Annotated in this window: 17 protein-coding genes and 2 tRNA genes; 7 read left to right on the plus strand and 12 right to left on the minus strand. The window is 70.0% G+C overall.

The window, feature by feature from the left end; all coding sequences use genetic code 11:
• Window positions 1–146 precede the first annotated feature (146 nt).
• The 4 genes from ACFY12_RS26940 to ACFY12_RS26955 all read right to left on the minus strand — a co-directional run bounded on the left by ACFY12_RS26940 (window position 147) and on the right by ACFY12_RS26955 (window position 3510).
• Window positions 147–821 (minus strand): ATP-dependent Clp protease proteolytic subunit, encoded by a 675-nt coding sequence (locus ACFY12_RS26940; protein ID WP_390718529.1) that lies wholly within the window; start codon window positions 819–821, stop codon window positions 147–149.
• Between the two features lie 65 nt (window positions 822–886).
• On the minus strand, window positions 887–1507 hold the full coding sequence (locus ACFY12_RS26945) for an ATP-dependent Clp protease proteolytic subunit (protein ID WP_390718470.1): 621 nt from the start codon (window positions 1505–1507) through the stop codon (window positions 887–889).
• 329 nt (window positions 1508–1836) lie between these two features.
• Window positions 1837–3240, minus strand: coding sequence for a trigger factor (gene tig / locus ACFY12_RS26950; RefSeq protein ID WP_390718471.1), 1404 nt, complete (start codon window positions 3238–3240; stop codon window positions 1837–1839).
• A gap of 193 nt (window positions 3241–3433) precedes the next feature.
• Window positions 3434–3510 (minus strand) — tRNA-Pro (locus tag ACFY12_RS26955).
• A gap of 201 nt (window positions 3511–3711) precedes the next feature.
• Here ACFY12_RS26955 and ACFY12_RS26960 point away from each other — a divergent pair.
• Window positions 3712–3782 (plus strand) — tRNA-Gly (locus tag ACFY12_RS26960).
• A 469-nt stretch (window positions 3783–4251) separates the two neighbouring features.
• Here the strand turns inward: ACFY12_RS26960 and ACFY12_RS26965 are convergent.
• The 3 genes from ACFY12_RS26965 to ACFY12_RS26975 form a co-directional block, all read right to left on the minus strand.
• Entirely contained in the window at window positions 4252–5265 is a 1014-nt protein-coding gene (locus tag ACFY12_RS26965; protein ID WP_390718472.1) for a methyltransferase, read from the minus strand.
• Window positions 5262–5747 carry a DUF6875 domain-containing protein gene (locus ACFY12_RS26970; RefSeq protein ID WP_390718473.1) on the minus strand — a complete coding sequence of 162 codons (486 nt, stop codon included), beginning with the start codon at window positions 5745–5747 and terminating at the stop codon, window positions 5262–5264. The genes ACFY12_RS26965 and ACFY12_RS26970 overlap by 4 nt, the downstream gene beginning before the upstream one ends.
• Before the next feature lie 99 nt (window positions 5748–5846).
• Entirely contained in the window at window positions 5847–6041 is a 195-nt protein-coding gene (locus tag ACFY12_RS26975; protein WP_066931884.1) for a hypothetical protein, read from the minus strand.
• Window positions 6042–6453: 412 nt separating this feature from the next.
• On the opposite strand from ACFY12_RS26975, the gene ACFY12_RS26980 reads away from it, so the two are divergent.
• Entirely contained in the window at window positions 6454–7623 is a 1170-nt protein-coding gene (locus tag ACFY12_RS26980) for an acyltransferase family protein (RefSeq protein WP_390718474.1), read from the plus strand.
• Window positions 7624–7684: 61 nt separating this feature from the next.
• Here the strand turns inward: ACFY12_RS26980 and ACFY12_RS26985 are convergent, their stop codons facing one another.
• From ACFY12_RS26985 to ACFY12_RS26995, 3 genes are all read right to left on the minus strand, one after another.
• A complete protein-coding gene (locus tag ACFY12_RS26985) occupies window positions 7685–8830 on the minus strand; it encodes a PP2C family protein-serine/threonine phosphatase (RefSeq protein ID WP_390718475.1) in 1146 nt (381 codons plus the stop codon).
• Between the two features lie 210 nt (window positions 8831–9040).
• Entirely contained in the window at window positions 9041–9874 is an 834-nt protein-coding gene (locus ACFY12_RS26990; protein WP_390718476.1) for an Fpg/Nei family DNA glycosylase, read from the minus strand.
• A 113-nt stretch (window positions 9875–9987) separates the two neighbouring features.
• Window positions 9988–10473: a ribose-5-phosphate isomerase gene (locus tag ACFY12_RS26995; RefSeq protein WP_390718477.1), complete on the minus strand. Its 486-nt coding sequence runs from the start codon at window positions 10471–10473 to the stop codon at window positions 9988–9990.
• Between the two features lie 211 nt (window positions 10474–10684).
• Here ACFY12_RS26995 and ACFY12_RS27000 point away from each other — a divergent pair, with 211 nt between their 5' ends.
• Window positions 10685–12142: an amino acid permease gene (locus tag ACFY12_RS27000; RefSeq protein ID WP_390718478.1), complete on the plus strand. Its 1458-nt coding sequence runs from the start codon at window positions 10685–10687 to the stop codon at window positions 12140–12142.
• An 87-nt stretch (window positions 12143–12229) separates the two neighbouring features.
• On the opposite strand, the gene ACFY12_RS27005 is transcribed toward ACFY12_RS27000, so the two are convergent.
• Entirely contained in the window at window positions 12230–12835 is a 606-nt protein-coding gene (locus ACFY12_RS27005) for a biotin transporter BioY (RefSeq protein WP_390718479.1), read from the minus strand.
• A gap of 342 nt (window positions 12836–13177) precedes the next feature.
• Here ACFY12_RS27005 and ACFY12_RS27010 point away from each other — a divergent pair, with 342 nt between their 5' ends.
• The 3 genes from ACFY12_RS27010 to ACFY12_RS27020 all read left to right on the plus strand — a co-directional run bounded on the left by ACFY12_RS27010 (window position 13178) and on the right by ACFY12_RS27020 (window position 17228).
• The gene (locus ACFY12_RS27010) at window positions 13178–14605 is read left to right on the plus strand and encodes an amino acid permease (protein WP_390718480.1); all 1428 of its coding nucleotides are present in this window, start codon (window positions 13178–13180) and stop codon (window positions 14603–14605) included.
• Between the two features lie 333 nt (window positions 14606–14938).
• Window positions 14939–16387 carry an amino acid permease gene (locus tag ACFY12_RS27015; protein ID WP_390718481.1) on the plus strand — a complete coding sequence of 483 codons (1449 nt, stop codon included), beginning with the start codon at window positions 14939–14941 and terminating at the stop codon, window positions 16385–16387.
• A gap of 199 nt (window positions 16388–16586) precedes the next feature.
• A complete protein-coding gene (locus ACFY12_RS27020) occupies window positions 16587–17228 on the plus strand; it encodes a superoxide dismutase (protein WP_390718482.1) in 642 nt (213 codons plus the stop codon).
• Between the two features lie 176 nt (window positions 17229–17404).
• Here the strand turns inward: ACFY12_RS27020 and ACFY12_RS27025 are convergent, their stop codons facing one another.
• Complete coding sequence (locus ACFY12_RS27025) at window positions 17405–18058, minus strand: DsbA family protein (RefSeq protein ID WP_390718483.1); 654 nt, start codon at window positions 18056–18058, stop codon at window positions 17405–17407.
• 121 nt (window positions 18059–18179) lie between these two features.
• Between ACFY12_RS27025 and pepN the strand changes: the two genes are divergently transcribed.
• Entirely contained in the window at window positions 18180–20783 is a 2604-nt protein-coding gene (pepN, locus tag ACFY12_RS27030) for an aminopeptidase N (protein ID WP_390718484.1), read from the plus strand.
• Window positions 20784–20860 lie beyond the last annotated feature (77 nt).

Here is a 20860-nt window from a genome sequence, read left to right on the forward strand (position 1 = left end):
CGCATTGCTCCACGGACCCGAGTGCTTGCCTATCGACGGTACCTTGCCGGGCCCCCCGTACGGGCCCCCCTTGGACCGACTCGGTTCAGTCGATCGCGTCCCGGTCCAAGGGGGCAACGCTCCGCCTCACTTCGCGAAGAACACGATCAGACCGAGACGGAGGTCTTCCGCGTCGTGACGATCTGGTCCACCAGACCGTACGCCAGGGACTCCTCGGCGGTCAGGATCTTGTCGCGCTCGATGTCCTCGCGGATCTTCTCGATCGGCGTGGTGGAGTGCTTGGCCAGCATCTCCTCCAGCTGCGTGCGCATCCGCTGGATCTCGTTGGCGGCGATCTCCAGGTCGGAGACCTGGCCGCGGCCGGTCTCGCTGTACGGCTGGTGGATCAGGATGCGGGCGTTCGGCAGCGCCATCCGCTTGCCGGGCGTGCCGGCCGCCAGCAGCACGGCCGCGGCGGACGCCGCCTGGCCCATGCAGACCGTCTGGATGTCGGGCTTGACGAACTGCATCGTGTCGTAGATGGCCGTCAGCGCCGTGAAGGAGCCGCCGGGGCTGTTGATGTAGACCGAGATGTCACGGTCCGGGTCCATCGACTCCAGGCACAGCAGCTGCGCCATGACGTCGTTGGCGGAGGCGTCGTCGATCTGCACCCCGAGGAAGATCACCCGCTCCTCGAAGAGCTTCGCGTACGGGTCGTACTCGCGCACGCCCTGCGAGGTGCGCTCGACGAAGCGCGGAACGATGTAGCGGGACTCCGCGACCGGGCCGGAGTACTCGGCCTTCGTGCGCTCGTAGAGACCGCTTCCGGGGTAGTTGATCATCTGGTGGTTCACCATCCTGGTGACGAAGTGGGGCTGGGGGTCGACTGCGGGGCGCGGACCGGGGGTCAGCCCCGGGCCTTGGTGCCGCCCCCGCCCGGCACACCGGCGGCGGAGGGCATGACGTCGTCGATGAGGCCGTACGCCTTGGCCTCCTCGGGGGTGAACCAGCGGTCACGGTCGGCGTCCTTGGTCCACTGCTCCAGCGTCTGGCCGGTGTGCTGGGCGGACAGCTCACCCAGACGCTTCTTCGTGCGCAGCAGCTGCTCGGCGTGGATCTTGATGTCCGTGGCCGAGCCGGCCAGGCCCGCGGAGGGCTGGTGGATGAGGATCTCGGCGTTCGGCAGCGCGAAGCGCTTGCCCGGGGTGCCGGCGCTCAGCAGGAACTGACCCATCGAGGCGGACATGCCCATGGCGATGGTCACCACGTCGTTCTTGATGTACTGCATGGTGTCGTAGATCGCCATGCCGGCCGTGACCGAGCCGCCCGGGGAGTTGATGTAGAGGTAGATGTCCTTCTCGGAATCAGCGGCGAGGAGCAGCAGCTGCGCCGTGATCTTGTTGGCGATGTCGTCGTCGACCGGCTGGCCGAGGAAGATGATCCTGTCGTTGAGCAGCCGGTTGTAGACCTGGTCGCCGAGGCCGCCGTAGGTCGGCTCAGCGGCGGCGGAGGGCTTCGGGATCGTCACGTGTCCACCTGCTCGTTGATTCGGACGGCCGGGGCCGTCTCAGCGTCGTCTTCTGGGGCGTGGGGACCGCCGCCGCATCCTGCCCGGGCGCGGTTCCGGGGACTCCCCTGCTCCCGTATCTACGGACCCTAACGCGCAGGTAGGACAACGCCATCCCACATCGATAACTGTTCGCTGTGAGCGCAGGCTCACGGGTCGGATACGGCATCCGGGTGAGTCCGCCGCCGGACCCGGGTCCGGCACGGTACGGCACACGGGCCCGAACACGCCGACATGCGTGTTCGGGCCCGTGCTCAGTCGTGCTGCGCGGGGCGCGGGACGGCCGGGGCTCAGGCCTCGGTCTTCTCCTCGGCGGCCTCGGCGGCCTTCTCGTCCGCACCCTCGGCCTTGGCGACGACGTCCTCGGCGGCCTCGGTCTCGTCCTCGTCGGACATGTCGACGACCTCGCCGCTGGCGTCCTTGACCGTGGCGGCCTCGACGACCACCGCGAGGGCCTTGCCGCGGGCGACCTCACCGACGAGCATCGGCACCTGGCCGCCCTCGACGACGGCCTGGGCGAACTGGTCGGGGGACATGCCGGAGGACTGCGCGCGGCGCATGAGGTGCTCGGTGAGCTCCTCCTGGCTGACGTTCAGCTTCTCCTTGTTGACCAGCTCGTCGAGGATGAACTGGGTCTTGATGCCCTTCTCGGCCTGCTCCTTGGTCTCGGCGTCGAACTCTTCCTCGGTCTTGCCCTGGATCTCCAGGTACTTCGCGAGGTCGAGACCCATCTGGCCGAGCTGGTGGTGCTGGAGGTTGTGCTTGCGGGTCTGGATCTCGTCCGCGAGCAGCTTCTCCGGCATCGGCACCTCGACGAGCTTGAGCAGCTCGTCCAGGACCTTCTCCTGCGCCTGGGTGGCCTGGTCGAACTTCTTCATCCGCTCGAGGCGCGTGCGGCTGTCCGCGCGCAGCTCCTCCAGGGTGTCGAACTCGCTGGCCAGCTGCGCGAAGTCGTCGTCCAGCTCGGGCAGTTCGCGGACCTTGACCTCGGTGACCTTGACGGTGACCTCGGCCTCCTTGCCCTGGGCGGAGCCGCCCTTGAGCTCGGAGGTGAAGGTGGCGCTGCCGCCGGCCTCCAGGCCCTTGACGGCGTCGTCGATGCCGTCGAGCAGCTCGCCGGAGCCGATGGTGTAGCTGACGTCCTGGGCGACGCCGTCCTCGAGGACCTCGCCCTCGACCTTGGCCTCCAGGTCGATCGTCACGACGTCGCCGTCCTGGGCGGCGCGCTCGACCGGGCTGGTGGAGGCGAAGCGCTCACGCAGCTGCTCGACGGACTTGTCGATGTCCTCGTCCGACACCTCGACGGTGTCGACCTCGACCTCGATGCCGGAGTAGTCCGGGATCTCCAGGGCCGGGCGGATGTCCACCTCGGCGGTGAAGGCCAGCAGCTCGTTGTCCTTGAGCTCGGTGATGTCGACCTCGGGCTGGCCGAGGACGTTCAGCTCACCTTCGTTGACCGCTTCGGTGTAGAACTTCGGGAGCGCGTCGTTGACGGCCTCCTCCAGCACCGCGCCGCGGCCGAACCGCTGGTCGATGACCCGGGCCGGGATCTTGCCCTTACGGAAGCCGGGCACCGTGACCTGCTGGTTGATCTTCTTGTACGCCGCGTCGAGGCTGGGCTTGAGCTCCTCGAAGGGCACCTCGACAGTGAGCCGAACCCGAGTCGGGTTCAGGGTCTCCACGGCGCTCTTCACGGTTCGGTCTCCTTGTGGCTGACTTCTGGGGTTCTGCCGGAGCCAGACTGGTCCGGCGGATTTCGCCGCCCGGAGGACTTCCTCAGAAGAGAGACACACGGGCGCGCAGCTTGCATAGTAACCGCAGCCGCTGAACGCCCCAAAAGGCGATCGTGTGTGGTGATCGCGCAGGTGGCCGGCGATCGGCCGGTCATGGTCGGGGTGGCGGGATTTGAACCCACGGCCTTCCGCTCCCAAAGCGGACGCGCTACCAAGCTGCGCCACACCCCGTCGGTGCGACACGTAGGGTACATGGCCGCAGGCCGTACGGCTGCCGGATATCGGAACACCCGGTGTGGACACCGGTGCGGGCGGAGCGCGGAACGGCGCACAAGAGGGGGCGTACCGGACGGGGTGCGCACGGGGTGTGCGGGGCACCGTGATGACCCGCTAGGATGCACTGCGTGCCGAGGTCCCTGACCTGCGGTGCTCGCGGGCGTAGCTCAATGGTAGAGCCCTAGTCTTCCAAACTAGCTACGCGGGTTCGATTCCCGTCGCCCGCTCCGGAAATACCCAGGGCCGGATCGTGGAACTCCACGGTCCGGCCCTGAGTCTTTTCGGCTTGCCGCCGCCGCTGCCGCCGCGATGCCCGTCACATCCACCGCCGTAATTACTGTTGCGGGAACATCGGGGGCAACGTCGGGCCGGCCTCGATCGGTTTCGCCGACGCCCAGCCCGATATCCAGGTCATCGTCGCCATCCAGGTCATCGCCGCCGAGCCCGCGCCCGATGTGTTCGCGTGCCCGGCGAAGAGCTTCGCGGCGCATGGCCGCTTTCCAGGCGATCCTGCACCGGCACGGATTCCTCTCCGAGACGCGGCAGGACCCCGTACTGCGGGGAACCGGCCTGTATGAAGTGGATGCGGTGCGGGAATCGCAGAAATCCGGCCGACGGCTTCTTTCACGGAATACGGCGGCTTCACCGAATACGGCGGCTTCACCGAATACGGCGGCTTCACGGAATACGGCGGGCTCAGTGCGCCAGGACCACCGCCGAGAGCTCGCCGCCCGCGTCGTGGACCTCCCGCAGGGACAGGCCGGCGCCGGACGCCAGCGCGGCCCACTGGGCGCGGGTGCGCTCCTGGCCGCCGGTCATGGCCATCATCCACATGTCGCCCATGGTGCGCGGATCCGGTCCGGTTTCGGACAGCACCCGCTCCAGGAGGATCACCTCGCTGCCGGGGCCCATGGCCCGCGCGCAGCGGGTGAGGAGACGGCCGGCCTCGGCGTCGGGCCAGTCGTGCAGCACGCTGCCCAGGACGTAGGTGCCGTGGCCCGGCGGAATGTGCTCGCGCATATCGGCGGCGACGGTGGCGAAGCGGCCGGGGTGGCGCCGGGCCAGCTCGTCCGGGACGAGGGCGATCACCTCGGGCAGGTCGGTGAGGGTGACGTGGTGGGTGGTGCCGTGCTCCAGCAGGAGCCGGGCCAGTCCGCCGGTGCCGCCCGCCACGTCCACGACGTCGGGCGCGCACCGGTCGAGGAGGAACGGCAGCAGCGGGCGGTAGAGCCGCGCGGCGCGCGTCCGCATGTGCTCGTGGAAGGTGGCCAGCGCCTCGGGGTCGTCACCGATCGCGTCGAAGATCGCGGTGCCGTGGACGAGTTCGTAACTGGGCCGGCCGCCGCGCACGCAGTCCGCGAACGGGCCCCAGGCGGTGAACAGGGAGTTGTCGCTGAACTCGGCACGCAGACCGCCGGGTTGACCGGAGCGCAGCAGGGTGCCGGCCGGTGTGAGGCGGACCGTGCGGTCGGCGTCGACACGTACGACGTCGAGGCATTCGGCGGCGCGCACGAGGCGGGCGAGGCGGCCCGGATCGGTGTCCAGGGCGGTGGCCAGGGCGTCCAGGCCGGTGCCCGCGTCCGGGATGTGGTCGGCGACGCCCAGCACACTGAAGGCGTGCAGGACGCGGCTGGGGGCCACGTCGAACAGCTCGGCCAGGCGCAGGCGTTCACGGTCGAGGTTGACGTCGTCGAGGTCGAGGTCGGTCATCGGTCGTCGAGTTCCTTCTCTGCCGCGGCCAGGGCGTCGGCGTGCAACTGGGCCCACGGGCCACCGGTCACCTCGCCGAAGCGACTGTGCCACACCTTCAGACAGGGCAGCCGCTCGGCGGCGGGGATGCCGGGGAGGGTGAGGAAGAGGATGTCGGTGATCACCATGGCGCGCACGGCGAGCACCGGGTGCGGGCCGGCCAGGGGGCGGAAGCCGGTGCGGTGGATGCCCTGCATGGGGTGGCCGGGGAAGAACTCACCGACCGTCTTCCCGGCGGACACCGCCTCCGACTTGAGGGCCTGCTGGACCTCGAGCACCAGGTCGCGGCAGGTGTCGGGGTCGGTGCCGACCGGGACCATGACGAAGGCGTTGCAGGTCTCCTCGGCCGTGGCCTCCTCGCCCAGCCGGTTCAGGGCGGAGCGGGCGGTGGCGGCCGGCCGGCCCAGTCCGCGCGGCCCGGTCTCCGCCTCGCCCTGACCCACTGCCGGGTCCGCCAACCCGCAGGTGGCGACCCGGCCTTGACATCAGGTCCAGCGGGCGGCACCTGGGACGTGGTGCGTGGCGTCGGGGGCTTGACACATCTAGAACGAGATGTGATTGATGGTGTTCGCCACCGAGTTGAAGAATCTGTTGATGGCGGGCGCCATGCCGGTGGAGGCCAGGAAGAAGCCGAACAGTATGGCCACGATCGCGGGGCCCGCCTTGATCGACTTACCCCTGATCAACACGACCAGGATGATCCCCAACAGCAGTACAACTGACAGCGATAGAGCCACAACTGATCACACCCTCGGTCGGAACGCCTCACCGGCCCCGGGAGCATGCCGCGCACACCCCCCTGGCACCATCGTGCCACCAACTTCATGCCCACCGCAGGCAGGTGACGAATCATCGGCCAACGCTTCGCCCGTTTCCGGCCGCCGCAGCCGCGGGGTCCCGACCGGGGGCCACCAGCGCAAGGGCAGCGGACGGAGCGCGCACACGACGGCCCCAGGACGGCCGGTACCCGTCCAGCCCACTTGGGCGTAAAGAAGTGGCATTCCACCCGCGCCACCCACCGGAGATATAGCCCCTTTTGGGCGCATGAAGTGTACTAAGAAGTGCACTAAAGGGGATAGCGAGGCCCGCCCCCACGGAATGGCCGGACACGGTTTTACGCATGCACCGGGCGCCACTATCGTGCCTCAGATGTTTCCCGCTCCCCCCACGCCACGACGTGACCTCCCCCCTCCCCGGGAGGCACCTGGTACGGGCCCGGCGGAGCCCGCGCCGCGGCCGTCCGATGCGCCCGAGGCCGCCGCGTCGCCGACGACCGGTTCCGACGGCCGTCATGCGTTCTTCGACAACGCGAAGTACCTGGCCATCGTGCTGGTGGCGATGGGCCACGCCTGGGAGCCGCTGACCGACGGCAGCCGGACCGCCAAGGCGCTCTATATGACCGTCTACGCCTTCCACATGCCGGCGTTCATCATCATCTCCGGCTACTTCTCGCGCAGCTTCGACCTGCGCAGGGACCGGCTGCAGCGGCTGATCACCGGAGTCGCGGTCCCGTACGTCCTGTTCGAGACCGCCTACGCCGGCTTCAAGAGCTGGGCGGGCGACGATCCCGGGCCCATCAGCCTGCTCGATCCCTGGTACCTGACGTGGTTCCTGGTGGCGCTCTTCGTGTGGCGGCTGACCGCCCCGCTGTGGAAGATCGTCCGCTGGCCGGTTCCGCTCGCCGTGGCGATCGCCGTGCTCGCGTCCGTCAGCCCGGAGATCGGCGACGACCTGGACCTCCAGCGCGTCCTGCAGTTCCTGCCGTTCTTCGTGCTGGGGCTGTCGCTGCGGCCGGAGCACTTCGCGCTGGTGCGGCGGCGGTGGGTGCGGATCGCCGCGTTGCCGGTCTTCGCGGTCGCGCTGGTGATGGCCTACTGGGCGGCGCCGCGGATGGCCTCGGCGTGGTTCTACCACCGCGACAGCGCGCAGGAACTGGGCACCACCTGGTGGATCGGCGCGGCGATGACCCTCGCCCTCCTCGGCTGCTCGATCGTGCTCGTGGCCTGCTTCTTCTCCTGGGTGCCGACGCGGCGGACATGGTTCACGGTGCTGGGCGCCGGAACGCTGTACGGCTACCTCCTGCACGGGTTCCTGGCGAAGGGCTCCCGCTTCTGGGGCTGGTTCGACGACTACGCCTGGCTCCACACGCCCCTCGGCGAGGTCACGGTCACCCTCGTCGCCGCGCTGATCGTGACGGGCCTGTGCACACCGCCCGTCCGCCGTGCCCTGCGCTTCGCCATGGAGCCGACGATGGCCTGGGCCTTCCGCCAGGACCCGGCCGACGCGGCGGCCCGCTCGCGGACCCGGTCCGCCGCCTGAGAAGCCCGCTCAGGCATCGCGCTCAGGCGTCGCGCTCAGGCATCGCGCTCAGGCGTCGCGCTCAGGCGTCGCGGCAGATCAGCAGGAGCGCCCGGTCGTCGTTGACATCCTTCGCGACGGCCTCGATCAGATGCCAGGCGGCGCCGGCGAAGCCGCCGGCGACATAGCGGTCGGCCTCGCCGGTGAGCCGGTCGATGCCCTCGGCGATATCGCGGTCGGCGGCCTCGACCAGGCCGTCGGTGAAGAGCATCAGGACGTCGCCGGGGCGCAGGGTGCCCTTGACAGGGTCGAACTGGGCGCCGTCGTAGACGCCGAGGAGCGGGCCCTCGCCCGGCTTCTCCTCCCAGCGGCCGCTGCCCGCGCTGAGCTGGAGGGCCGGCAGATGGCCCGCGGAGAAGAGTTCGTAGTCGCCGGATTCCAGGTCGAGAACGAGGTGGATGGAGGTGGCGAAGCCCTCGTCCCAGTCCTGGCGCAGGAGGTAGCCGTTGGCGGCGGGGAGGAAGCCGTGCGGCGGGAGGGAGCCGAGCAGACCGCCGAAGGCGCCGGACAGCAGCAGGGCGCGGGAGGCGGCGTCCATGCCCTTGCCGGAGACGTCGGTGAGCACGACTTCGAGGATGTCGCCCCCGTGGGTGCGGGAGGCAACGACGAAGTCACCGGAGAAGGACTGCCCGCCCGCCGGGCGCAGCGCCATCTCGTGGTGCCAGCCCTTGGGCAGTCTGGGGAGCTTGCTCTGGACGCGGATACGTTCTCGCAGGTCGAAGAGCATGGTGCCGCCGCGCCGCCAGGGCACCCCGACGCGGCTGCGGAACTGCGCGATGAGCAGGCCGAAGAATCCGACGGCGGCCACGACCAGGACGGTGCCCGGGGTGATCCGCTCGGGTCCGTCCTCGTACGGGCCGAAGAGCGCGGACTCGACGACCAGGGCGGTGGCCGAGGCGCCGTAGAGGACGAGGAGGTTGGCCGGGCGCAGCAGCAGACCGCCGGCGATCACGGGAAGGACGAGGGAGGTGGGGGCGAACCATTCGGGGCGCCAGAGGGTGCCCGCGGCGATGACGGCGATGGCGATCAGCAGGGCGGCCAGCGCGAGCCGGTCGGAGCCCTCACCGCGGAAGTAGTCGACCCCGGCTTTGCGCACGCCGACGCGGGCCCGGTGCAGACCTTTGTGCACCCGGGCCGTCAGGGTTTCCGTTCCCGGGCCGTTTGTCATCGCTCTGGGACCTTATCCACCCGTTCGGCGGTGCGTCGATTCGCCGCACGACGCACCGGCCAATTGCCGGGAATCCTCGTTCGGCACGAGGGAGCACGGCCGACGGGGAGGGCGTACGCGGGTGGCGGGGACGACGCGCGGATACGCCTGGGCGGCGACCGGTGCCCGGGTGCGGTGTTCGGGGTGTTGTCCGGGGGTGTTGTCCGGGGGTCAGCGTCCGCCGGTGGCCGTGGCCATGGCCGGCTGGCAGCCGGGGCACCAGAAGAGGTTGCGGGCGGCCAGGCCGGCGGTGCGGATCTCGCTGCCGCAGATGTGGCAGTCCTGCCGGGCGCGGCGGTACACGTAGACCTCGCCGCCGTGGTCGTCGACCCGGGGCGGGCGGCCCATGGCCTCGGGCAGGTGCTCCGGCCGTACGGTGTCGATGCGGTTGTGACGGACGCCCTCGGCCATCAGGAACACCAGGTCGGCCCAGACGGCGTCCCATGCGGCACGGGTGAGGTCGCGGCCGGGGAGGTACGGATCGATGCCGTGCCGGAAGAGGACCTCGGCGCGGTAGACGTTGCCGACCCCGGCGATGATCTTCTGGTCGAGCAGCAGGGCCGCGATGGTGGTGCGGCTGCGGGAGATCCGCTGCCAGGCGCGGCCGCCGTCGTCCCCTGGGCGCAGCGGGTCGGGGCCGAGCCGGTCGTGTATCGCCTGCTTCTCGGCGTCGGTGATCAGTGCGCAGGTGGTGGGGCCGCGGAGGTCGGCGTGGGCGGTGGGGCCGGTGATCCGCAGTCGGACGGTGTCGGTCGGCGGCGGGGCGGGGGCGCCGCCGAAGCCGAGCTTGCCGAAGAGGCCCAGGTGGATGTGGACCCACTGGTCCGGGCGGAAGCCGAGGAAGAGGTGTTTGCCGTGGGCCTCGGTGTGGGCCAGCACCTGGTTGTCGAGGAGGGCGGCGCCGTCGGAGAACTTGCCCTGCGGGCTGGTGACGCGCACCGTCTGCCCCTGGAAGTTCTGGGCGTAGTCCGCGGCGAGGCGGTGGATGGTGTGGCCCTCGGGCATGGGTGTGGTCTCCAGTGGGTGCGCCCGCCCTCCCCCAAGCTCTTAAGGAGCAGGGGGGACCCCCACCGGCGGCGGGGAGGACGGGCGGCGACTGCGGCGGCGGGGTGCGGCGGTCAGCCCTGCGGGTGGTGTGCCGGGATGGCCGGGAGTTCGCCGGTGGTCTCGTACGCGGAGAGCATCTCGATACGGCGGGTGTGCCGCTCCTCACCGGAGTAGGGGGTGGCGAGGAAGATCTCGATGAACTTCGTGGCCTCCTCCTGAGTGTGCATCCGGCCGCCGACGGAGATGACGTTGGCGTTGTTGTGCTCACGGCCGAGCTTGGCGGTCTCCTCGCTCCAGGCCAGCGCGGCCCGTACGCCCTTGACCTTGTTGGCGGCGATCTGCTCGCCGTTCCCGGAGCCGCCGATCACGATGCCCAGGCTCTCCGGGTCGGCCGCGGTCCGCTCCGCGGCGCGGAGGCAGAACGGGGGGTAGTCGTCCTGGGCGTCGTAGATGTGGGGGCCGCAGTCGACGGGCTCGTGGCCATGGGCCGTGAGCCACTCGACGAGGTGGTTCTTGAGGTCGAAGCCGGCATGGTCGGAGCCGAGATACACGCGCATGGCATGAGTGTGACATGGCACTCGCCGGGCCGGCGCCGCCGGGTCTCCCCACGTTCTGTGCACGGAACCCCACCCTCTGCCTTCCATCCATATGCCGGGAAGGCGCCCGACCGGTGATTCGCACAACGATCCGGATTCGGACCCTTCCGATCGGCTGTTGACGCAGTTCTAATGCGGGGGTTCCATCCGCGAACCACAAAGGACGGTGCACATGGGTGCGCACCATCCCCCGAGCTCCAAAGGAGCGAGGGGTACCCTCACCACCCCAGCGGCCCCCGTGACCGGCGATCCCGGCCACGGACCCACAGGAGGGCAGTCGCCGGACGGGCTGCAGGCGGGCCTGAAGAACCGCCATCTGTCGATGATCGCGATCGGCGGTGTCATCGGCGCCGGACTGTTCGTGGGCTCCGGGGCCGGGATCGCGGCCGCCGGGCCGGGCATTCTGCTCTCGTACATGCTGACCGGGCTGCTGGTCGTCCTGGTGATGCGGATGCTGGGCGAGATGGCCGCGGCGTCCCCCGCCTCGGGCTCGTTCTCCGCGTACGCGGACCGGGCGCTGGGCCGCTGGGCGGGCTTCACCATCGGCTGGCTGTACTGGTTCTTCTGGTCGGTGGTGCTGGCGGTCGAGGCGACCGCGGCCGGCGCGATCCTCACCGGCTGGGTCCCGGCCGTCCCGCAGTGGGCCTGGGCGCTGCTGGTGATGGTGGTGCTGACCGGCACCAACCTGGTCTCGGTCGGCTCGTTCGGTGAGTTCGAGTTCTGGTTCGCCGGGGTCAAGGTCGTCGCGATCGTGGTGTTCCTGGTGATCGGCGCGCTGGCGGTCTTCGGGCTGCCGCCCGGTGACCACGCGGTGGGGCTGAGCAATCTGACCGGGGAGGGCGGCTTCCTGCCGCACGGGCCGGGGGCGATCCTGTCCGGGATGCTGCTGGTGGTCTTCTCCTTCATGGGCAGCGAGATCGTGACCCTGGCGGCGGGCGAGTCGCCGAACCCGGTGCAGGCCGTCCGCAAGGCCGTCAACAGCGTCATCTGGCGGATCGCGCTGTTCTACATCGGCTCGATCGCGGTGATCGTGACGCTGCTGCCGTGGCACGACCCGGAGCTGCTCAAGAGCCCGTACGTGGCGGTGCTGAAGTCGCTGGACATTCCGTACGCGGGCACGGTGATGGACATCGTGGTGCTGACCGCGGTGCTGTCCTGTCTGAACTCCGGGCTGTACACGGCCTCCCGGATGGCGTTCTCGCTCGGTGAGCGCGGCGACGCGCCGAAGTCGTTCGCCACCGTGAACAAGGGCGGGGTGCCGGCGGTCGCGATCTGGGCGTCGGTGGCCTTCGGCTTCATCGCGACGATCTTCAGCTACACCTCGAAGGACACCGTCTTCGAGTTCCTGCTGAACTCCTCGGGCGCGGTGGCCCTGTTCGTGTGGCTGGTCATCTGCTTCTCGCAGCTGCGGATGCGCCGCACGCTGGAGCAGGAGGCGCCGGAGCGGCTGACGGTGCGGATGTGGCTGTACCCGTGGCTGACGTACGCGACCATCGGGCTGATCGTCTTCGTCGTGGGCTACATGTTCTACGACCCGAACGGGCGGAAGCAGATGGTGCTGTCGGTGGTCGCGGCCGTGGTGGTCCTGGTGGTCGGGCTGCTGCTGGAGCGGCGGCGCATACGCCAGTAGGGACGAACGCACGCATCACCACGCGGAAGGGCCCGCACCGCCATAGTGGTGGTGCGGGCCCTTCCGTTCTGTCATCCGTCCGCGCTGTCAGCCTCGGCGGCCGACGAGCTTCCAGGCGGCGGGCAGGGCGCCCATGGCCAGGGCCGCCTTGAGGGCGTCACCGATCAGGAACGGGACGAGGCCGACGGCGGCGGCCTGACCGAGGGACATCCCTGTGCTCAGCGCGAGGCAGGGGACGCCGACGCCGTAGATCACGGCGGTGCCGGCGGCCATGGTGACGGCGGTGCGCAGCACTCCGCGGTCGCCGCCGCGGCGGGCCAGCGCGCCGACCAGGCCGGCGGCGAGCACCATGCCGACGACGTAGCCGAGGGTGGCGCCGGTCCCGGAGGTTCCGCCGGCGAACCACGGCACGCCGGCGAGGCCCGCCAGGGCGTACAGCGCGAGGGCGAGCAGCCCGCGGCCCGCGCCGAGCGAGGTGCCGACCAGGAGCGCGGCGAAGGTCTGACCGGTCACCGGGACCGGGGAGCCGGGCAGCGGGAGGGCGATCTGGGCCGCGAGGCCGGTGAGCGCGGCACCGCCGACGACCAGCGCGGCGTCACGGACGCGGGCGCGGGTGGCGGTGGTGGCGGTCGGCAGCAGGTCGGCGAGGACAGTGCCCGAGCTGGCCGGGCTGGTGAGAGCGGCAGTGCTCATCGGGACTCCGCGAGTGTGTGAGTGGTGCGGGACGGGTCGGGACGCGTTGACGTTAGTCCAGCGGGCCCACGGCGATCATCGTGTAGCGGTGACAAAGCCGTAACGGCCCGCTTGGAGAGTTCCGATGGAGCGGTCCGAACCGCCACCTCGCGCCCGGTCCGTGCGGGCCATCGGCGTCTGCGCAGGTCACGTGATGCTCATCACGGAGGCGGCCGCTCCATGGTGTCGGTTTTGTGGTAGCGCGCGAAGTGCGGCGACACTGGGTGGAACCCGCGGTGACCTGTGGAGTTCCCCCAAACCCCCGGCGCCGCTCAAGCCCTTCTCCCTGAGAGTGACGAACCGATGCACGACATACCGACCGCCGTCGGTCCGACCCCGCTCGGCGAGGGCGCCGGTGAGAAGGAGCCGCTGTCCGCGGGGCTCAAGCAGCGCCATCTGACGATGCTGGGCCTGGGCGGGGTGATCGGCGCGGGCCTGTTCGTGGGGTCCGGCGCGGGGATCGCGGTGGCCGGGCCGGGGATCGTGCTGTCGTATCTGATCGCCGGTGCGCTGGCGATGCTGATCATGCGGATGCTCGGTGAGATGTCGGCGGCGATGCCGGCCTCCGGGGCGTTCTCGGTGCACGCGGAGCGGGCGCTGGGGCGGTGGGCCGGTTTCAGCGTCGGCTGGCTGTACTGGTTCCTGCTGGTCGTGGTGCTCGCCGTGGAGGCGACCGGTGCGGCGCGGATCGCGGCCGGCTGGGTTCCGGCGGTGCCGCAGTGGGGCTGGGTGCTGATCTTCATGGTCGTGTTCACCGCGGCCAACCTGTCGGCGGTGAAGAACTTCGGGGAGTTCGAGTTCTGGTTCGCGGCGCTGAAGGTCACCGCGATCGTGCTGTTCCTCGCGCTGAGCCTGCTGGCGATCTTCGGGGTGCTCCCCGATACGGAACCGGTCGGGCTGACGAACCTCACCGGGCACGGCGGGCTGCTGCCGCACGGCTGGGCGGGGGTGGTCTCCGGTGTGCTGGCGGTGGTGTTCGCCTTCGGCGGGCTGGAGGTGGTCACCATCGCCGCGGCCGAGTCGGACGATCCGGCGCGGGCGGTGGGCCGGGCGGTACGCAGCGCGGTGTGGCGGATCCTGTTCTTCTACGTCGGTTCGATGCTGGTCATCGTGACGCTGCTGCCGTGGTCGTCGATGCGGCCGGGGCAGAGCCCGTACGTGGCGGTGCTGGACGGCATCGGGGTGCCGGGCGCGGGCCAGATCATGAACATCGTGGTGTTCGTGGCACTGCTCTCGGCGCTGAACGCCAATCTCTACGGCTCGTCGCGGATGGTGTTCTCGCTGGCGGAACGGGGGGAGGCGCCGCGCGCGCTGCTGACGGTGACGCGCGGCGGGGTGCCGCGCCGGGCGGTGCTGGCCTCGGTGGCCTTCGGGTTCGTCTCGGTGCTGCTGAACCTCAAGTGGCCGGACTCGGTGTTCCTCTACATGCTCAACGCGGTCGGCGCGGTGCTGCTGTTCGTCTGGGGTCTGATCGCGGTCTCCCAGCTGCGGCTGCGCCCGCGGATCGAACGTGAGGCGCCCGGGAAGCTCGCCCTGCGGATGTGGGCGTTCCCCTATCTGACGTGGGTGGCGCTGCTGGCGATGGCCGCGGTGATCGTGCTGATGCTGCTCGACGACGCGGCCCGGCCCCAGCTGCTGTGGTCGGCCGGGGCGACCGGCGCGGTGCTGGCCGTCGCGGGCGCACGGGAGCTGCGGCACCGCCGCGGGGGCCTTCGTACGCGGCGGCGCTGAGCCGCCCGGGACCGCCGTATGCCGGACGCTGCTCCGGCTGTCCGGAAGGCGCACCAGACGGTGTCGGAAAATCGATGACGATTCAGGCACGTACGGTAACGATCCCGTCTGAATATCGAACATCCGCCGTAAGCCTGTTGCCGTGACCGAACATCGACGCTCAAACTGAGCCAGCTTTGCCGAGGCCCCCGGAGCTCCGCCGTCGGCAGCCCCTGCGGGACGCTCTGCCGCGGCAGAGGTCCGGGGGGCCTGGCAGCAGGGCCGCACCGGTCGGGGCACCGGGAGAACGCGGTACCACCTTGCTCCGCTCTCACCTACTGGGACAGGTACGACATGAATCGGACATCCTCGTCCGCCACACCCGCGCGCGAGCAGACCGGCGCCGCTCCGGGCGCCGGCCCGGACAACGGCTCCACACTGTCCAACGGCCTCAAGCAGCGACACCTTTCGATGATCGCCCTGGGCGGGGTGATCGGCGCGGGCCTGTTCGTCGGCTCGGGCAAGGGCATCGCGGCGGCCGGCCCTTCGATCGTGGTGGCCTACGCGGCCTCCGGCATCCTGGTCATGCTGATCATGCGGATGCTCGGTGAGATGTCCGCGGCCAATCCGGCCTCCGGCTCCTTCTCCGTGCACGCCGAGCGCTCCATAGGCTCCTGGGCCGGTTTCACCGCGGGCTGGATGTACACCGCGCTGCTGTGCGTGGCGGTGGCCGCCGAGGCGCTGGGCGCCGCGGACATCATGGTCCAGTGGTTCCCGGCCACCGAGACCTGGATGTGGGTCCTGCTGTTCATGGTGGTCTTCACCGGTACGAACCTGGCGGCGGTCAGCAACTTCGGCGAGTTCGAGTTCTGGTTCGCCACCCTCAAGGTCGTGGCGATCGCCCTCTTCCTGGTCCTGGGCGTGCTCGCGATCCTCGGTCTGCTTCCCGGTACCGAGGCGCCGGGCACCGCGCACCTCACCGGTGACGGCGGCTTCCTGCCCAAGGGCGCCGACGGCCTGATGGTCGGCCTGCTGGCGTCGGTGTTCGCGTACGGCGGGCTGGAGACGGTGACCATCGCGGCCGCCGAGTCCCAGGACCCGGTCCGCGGCGTCGCCCGAGCGGTACGTACCGCGATGTGGCGGATCGCCCTCTTCTACGTCGGCTCGCTGGCGATCATCGTGACCGTCATCCCGTGGAACGACTCCTCGATCGCCAAGAGCGGCCCGTACGTCGCGGTGCTGAACTACCTGCACATCCCGGCGGCCGGCCAGATCATGAACGTCGTCATCCTGGTGGCCCTGCTGTCCGCGATGAACGCCAATATCTACGGCTCGTCCCGGATGGCGTTCTCGCTGACGTCCCGCGGCCAGGGTCCCCGAGCCCTCGCCAAGGTGAGCGGCGGGGTGCCGCGCCGCGCGGTGTTCCTCTGCTCCTCGTTCGGCTTCCTCGCGGTGCTGTTCAGCTTCTGGTGGCCGACGACGGTCTTCCAGTGGCTGCTCAACATGGTCGGCGCGGCCACCCTGGTGGTGTGGGGCTTCATCTCCGTGGCCCAGCTGCGGATGCGCGGACGGCTGGAGCGCGAGGCGCCGGAGAAGCTCGTGGTCCGGATGTGGGCGTTCCCGGTGCTGACCTGGGTGGCGCTGGCGGGCATCGTCGCCGTCCTGCTGCTGATGCTGCGCGATGAGAACCAGCGCATCCAGCTGCTGTTCACCGGCGGGTTCGGGGTGGTGCTGACCGTGATCGGAGTGCTGCGGCAGCGGGCACTGCGCGGGGGCGCGGACACGGAGGCGGCTTCGCGGTAGCGCCATCGCGGCTACGGCAGATCCCCCGAGGCGGGGCGGGACCTCCTTCCGAGGTCCCGCCCCGCCTCGGTCTTTGGGACCAGGCGGGTCCCCTTCCCCCGTCAATGATCACCTCTGCTGATAGCGTGCTCTTGCACATCAATTGCAACTACACAGGTTCGCAACTACTGCATTCACGCAGCTTGGAGGCGGGATCGGCATGGCTCTCTACACACTTCCGGAACTCCCCTACGACTACTCGGCGCTGGCACCGGTCATCAGCCCCGAGATCATCGAGCTGCACCACGACAAGCACCACGCGGCGTACGTGAAGGGCGCGAACGACACCCTGGAGCAGCTCGCCGAGGCCCGCGACAAGGACCAGTGGGGCACCATCAACGGCCTGGAGAAGAACCTCGCGTTCCACCTCTCCGGCCACATCCTGCACAGCATCTACTGGCACAACATGACCGGCGACGGCGGCGGCGAGCCGCTGGAGAAGGACGGTGTGGGCGAGCTGGCCGATGCCCTCGCCGAGAGCTTCGGATCGTTCGCGAAGTTCAAGGCGCAGCTCTCCAAGGCCTCGGCGACCACGCAGGGCTCCGGCTGGGGCGTGCTGGCGTACGAGCCCGTCACGGGCCGGCTGATCGTCGAGCAGGTCTACGACCACCAGGGCAACGTCGGCCAGGGCTCGGTCCCGATCCTGGTCTTCGACGCCTGGGAGCACGCCTTCTACCTCCAGTACCGGAACCAGAAGGTCGACTTCATCGAGGCCATGTGGCAGGTCGTGAACTGGCAGGACGTGGCCAAGCGCTACACGGCCGCCAAGGAGCGCGCCAACAACCTGCTGCTGGCGCCGTAACGGCCCAGGCCCTGTCGCCCGGCGCCCCAGGCGTCCTGCCTCGTGATCGTCTTCTCACCTTTCACTTGGCAGGCGGATGAACGGCGAGCCCCCACGAGGACGTGACTCGTGGGGGCTCGCCTGTTGGTTCAACCGGTTCAACTTGTTCAGCCGGTTCAACTGGTTCAAGGGGAGAGTCAGTCGAAGCTCGGGCCGGCCGTCCGCGTCCGCTTGATCTCGTAGAAGCCCGGGATGGAGGCGACCATCAGCGTGCCGTCCCAGAGCCTGGCGGCCTGCTCGCCCTTGGGCGCGGGGGTGACGACCGGGCCGAAGAAGGCGATCCGGTCGCCGTCCGAGCCGGGGACGGCGATGACCGGGGTGCCGACCTCCTGGCCGACCAGGTCGATGCCCTCCTTGTGGGAGGCGCGCAGCTGCGCGTCGTACGTGTCCTTGTCGGCGTACTCGATGAGGTCGGCGGGCAGGCCGGCGTCTTCGAGGGCGGCGGCGATGCTCTCGCGGTTCGCGCCCAGGCCCTCGTTGTGGAAGCGGGTGCCGAGCGCGGTGTAGAGCCTGCCGACGACCTCGTCGCCGTGCAGCTGCTGCGCCGCGGTCACCACGCGGACCGGGCCCCAGGCCTTGCCGCCGGGGCGCATGTTCTCGCGGTACTCCTCGGGCACCTCGTCGAGTTTGTTCTCGTTCAGCACGGCCAGGCTCATCACATGCCAGCGCACCTCCACCGGGCGGACCTTCTCCACCTCCAGCATCCAGCGGGAGGTCATCCAGGCCCACGGGCACAGCGGATCGAACCAGAAGTCTGCGGGGGTCTTGGCCTTCTCTGCGTTCTCGGACACGTCTGCGGTCTCCTCAAAAGGCTGGTGATGAACGATGTGCTCCGTGGACGGTTCAACCGTCGGCGGGCGTGCCATGATTCCCGTTGTTCGATATTCGAGACGAAGTCGAGGGAGTCACGTCGTGCCAGGTGAGAATCTTTCCCGGGACGAAGCACGTGAGCGGGGCCGGCTGCTCAGCGTCGACGCGTACGACGTGGCGCTGGATGTCCGCTCAGCGGTCGCACCGGGACCGGACGCGGCGACCTTCCGGTCCCGTACGACCATCCGCTTCCGCTGCGCCGAGCCCGGTGCGTCGACCTTCGCCGACCTCCTGGCGCCGCAGGTGACCTCCGTCAGCCTCAACGGGCGGGAACTGGACCCCGCGGAGGTCTTCGACGGTACCCGGATCGCGCTGGACGGCCTGGCCGCCGAGAACACCCTCACCGTCGACGCGCAGTGCGCCTACAGCCGCACCGGCGAAGGCCTGCACCGTTTCGTGGACCCCGAGGACGGCGAGGTCTACCTCTACACGCAGTACGAGCCGGCCGACGCCCGCCGGGTCTTCGCCAACTTCGAACAGCCCGACCTGAAGGCCCCGTTCACCTTCGAGGTGACCGCGCCCGAGGGCTGGACCGTGCTGAGCAACGGCGCGCAGGAGGGGGCCACGGAGGGAGGGCGGCACCGGTTCGCGACCACCCGGCCGATCGCCACGTACATCACGGCCGTGGTCGCCGGCCCGTACCACTACGTCACCGACAACTACCGCCGCACGTTCCCGGACGGCACCGAGCTGGAGATCCCGCTGGGCGCGCTCTGCCGCAAGGGCCTGGCCAAGCACTTCGACGCGGACGACGTCTTCACCGTCACCAAACAGGGCCTGGACTTCTTCCACGACCACTTCGACTTCCCCTACCCGTTCGGGAAGTACGACACCGCCTTCGTCCCCGAGTACAACCTCGGTGCGATGGAGAACCCGGGCTGTGTCACCTTCCGCGAGGAGTTCATCTTCCGAGGGAAGGTGACCGAGGCGTCCTTCGAGCGCCGGGCCAACGTCATCCTGCACGAGATGGCGCATATGTGGTTCGGCGACCTGGTCACCATGGAGTGGTGGGACGACCTGTGGCTCAAGGAGTCCTACGCGGACTTCATGGGCTCGTTCGCGCAGGTGGAGGCGACCCGTTTCCGCGACGGCTGGATCACCTTCGCCAACCGCCGCAAGGCCTGGGCCTACCGCGCCGACCAGCTGCCCTCCACCCACCCGGTCACCGCCGACATCCGTGACCTGGAGGACGCCAAGCTCAACTTCGACGGCATCACGTACGCCAAGGGCGCGTCGGTGCTCAAGCAGCTGGTGGCGTACGTGGGGCAGGACGCGTTCCTGGAGGGCGCCCGGCGCTACTTCAAGCGGCACGCCTACGGCAACACCCGGCTCGCGGACCTGCTGGCGGTGCTGGAGGAGACGTCCGGGCGGGACCTGGCGGCCTGGTCGCGCGCCTGGCTGGAGACGGCCGGGGTCAACTCCCTCACCCCGCAGGCCACTTACGACGCCAACGGGCGGATCACCGAACTGAGCGTTCTCCAGGAGGCGGCTCCCGAGCAGCCGGAGCTGCGCCCGCACCGGGTCGCGGTGGGCCTCTACCGCAGCCGGACCGTGTTCTCCGAAAGCGGGGACTCGGCGCTGGTGCGCTACGCCCGCGCCGAAGTGGACGTGACCGGCCCGCGGACCGCGGTACCGGAGCTGGCCGGCCTGGAGCGTCCCGAGCTGATCCTGGTCAACGACGAGGATCTGACGTACTGCAAGGTCCGGTTCGACGAGGGATCGCTGGCCACACTGCGGACCCGGCTCGGCGATCTGACCGACCCGATGGCACGGGCGCTGTGCTGGGCGGCGCTGTGGGGGCTGACCCGCGACGGGCTGATGCCGGCCCGTGACTACCTGGACCTGGTACGGCGGTTCGGCGGCCAGGAGACCGATATCGGCGTGCTGCAGTCGCTGCACGGCCAGGTGCAGACGGCGCTGGAGCACTACGCGGCGCCGGACCGCCGGGAGCGCGCCGCCCATGAGCAGGCCGAGGGCGCGCTCCGCGAGCTGCGGCTGGCCGGGCCCGGCAGCGGCCATCAGCTCAGCTGGGCCCGGCACTTCGCCGCTCTCCCCGCCACGCCGTCCGGTCTTCAGCTGCTCCAGGGGTTGCTGGACGGTACGGCGAAGATCGACGGCCTGGAGGTGGACCAGGAGCTGCGCTGGTCGTTCCTGGAGCCGCTGGCCGCGCACGGGATCGCGGACGAGGCGGTGATCACCGCGGAGCTGGCCCGGGACGACACCGCGTCCGGCAGGCGTTATCAGGTGCGCTGTCTGGCGGCCCGCCCGTCGGCCGAGGTCAAGGCGCGGGCGTGGGCGGATGTGGTGGAGTCCGACGCGCTCTCCAACGCCCTGGTCGAGGCGACCATCGCCGGATTCGCGCAGCCCGGGCAGCGGGAGCTGCTCGCACCGTACGCGCCGCGCTACTTCGCGGCGATCGAGCGGATCTGGCAGGAGCGGTCCATCGAGATCGCGATGTCCGTGGTACGCGGGCTGTTCCCGTCGTGGCTGGTGCGGCAGTCGACGCTGGACGCCGCGGACGCCTGGCTGGCCGAGCATGCGCAGGCGGCGCCCGCGCTGCGGCGGCTGGTACTGGAGGAGCGGGACGATCTGGCCCGGGCGCTGCGCGCACAGGCTTGTGACGAGACGGCCGGAGCGCGGCCGTAACCCCCGCTCCGACCAGCCCTTCTCGGCAGTCGAACGCCCGTACTTTAGCGCGGGATTGTCCAGGTTGCGGTACGGGC

The organism is Streptomyces sp. NPDC001339 (assembly GCF_042895955.1).
GTDB lineage: Bacteria > Actinomycetota > Actinomycetes > Streptomycetales > Streptomycetaceae > Streptomyces.

Coding starts and splice junctions, on each gene's coding strand:
- ACFY12_RS26965 (WP_390718472.1), bottom strand. CDS start 5,265: ATGACCGACCTCGACCTCGACGACGTCAACCTCGACCGTGAACGCCTG.
- ACFY12_RS26940 (WP_390718529.1), bottom strand. CDS start 821: ATGATCAACTACCCCGGAAGCGGTCTCTACGAGCGCACGAAGGCCGAG.
- ACFY12_RS27015 (WP_390718481.1), top strand. CDS start 14,939: ATGAATCGGACATCCTCGTCCGCCACACCCGCGCGCGAGCAGACCGGC.
- ACFY12_RS26995 (WP_390718477.1), bottom strand. CDS start 10,473: ATGCGCGTGTATCTCGGCTCCGACCATGCCGGCTTCGACCTCAAGAAC.
- ACFY12_RS26990 (WP_390718476.1), bottom strand. CDS start 9,874: ATGCCCGAGGGCCACACCATCCACCGCCTCGCCGCGGACTACGCCCAG.
- ACFY12_RS27010 (WP_390718480.1), top strand. CDS start 13,178: ATGCACGACATACCGACCGCCGTCGGTCCGACCCCGCTCGGCGAGGGC.
- ACFY12_RS27005 (WP_390718479.1), bottom strand. CDS start 12,835: ATGAGCACTGCCGCTCTCACCAGCCCGGCCAGCTCGGGCACTGTCCTC.
- ACFY12_RS26980 (WP_390718474.1), top strand. CDS start 6,454: ATGTTTCCCGCTCCCCCCACGCCACGACGTGACCTCCCCCCTCCCCGG.
- ACFY12_RS27000 (WP_390718478.1), top strand. CDS start 10,685: ATGGGTGCGCACCATCCCCCGAGCTCCAAAGGAGCGAGGGGTACCCTC.
- ACFY12_RS27020 (WP_390718482.1), top strand. CDS start 16,587: ATGGCTCTCTACACACTTCCGGAACTCCCCTACGACTACTCGGCGCTG.
- ACFY12_RS26985 (WP_390718475.1), bottom strand. CDS start 8,830: ATGACAAACGGCCCGGGAACGGAAACCCTGACGGCCCGGGTGCACAAA.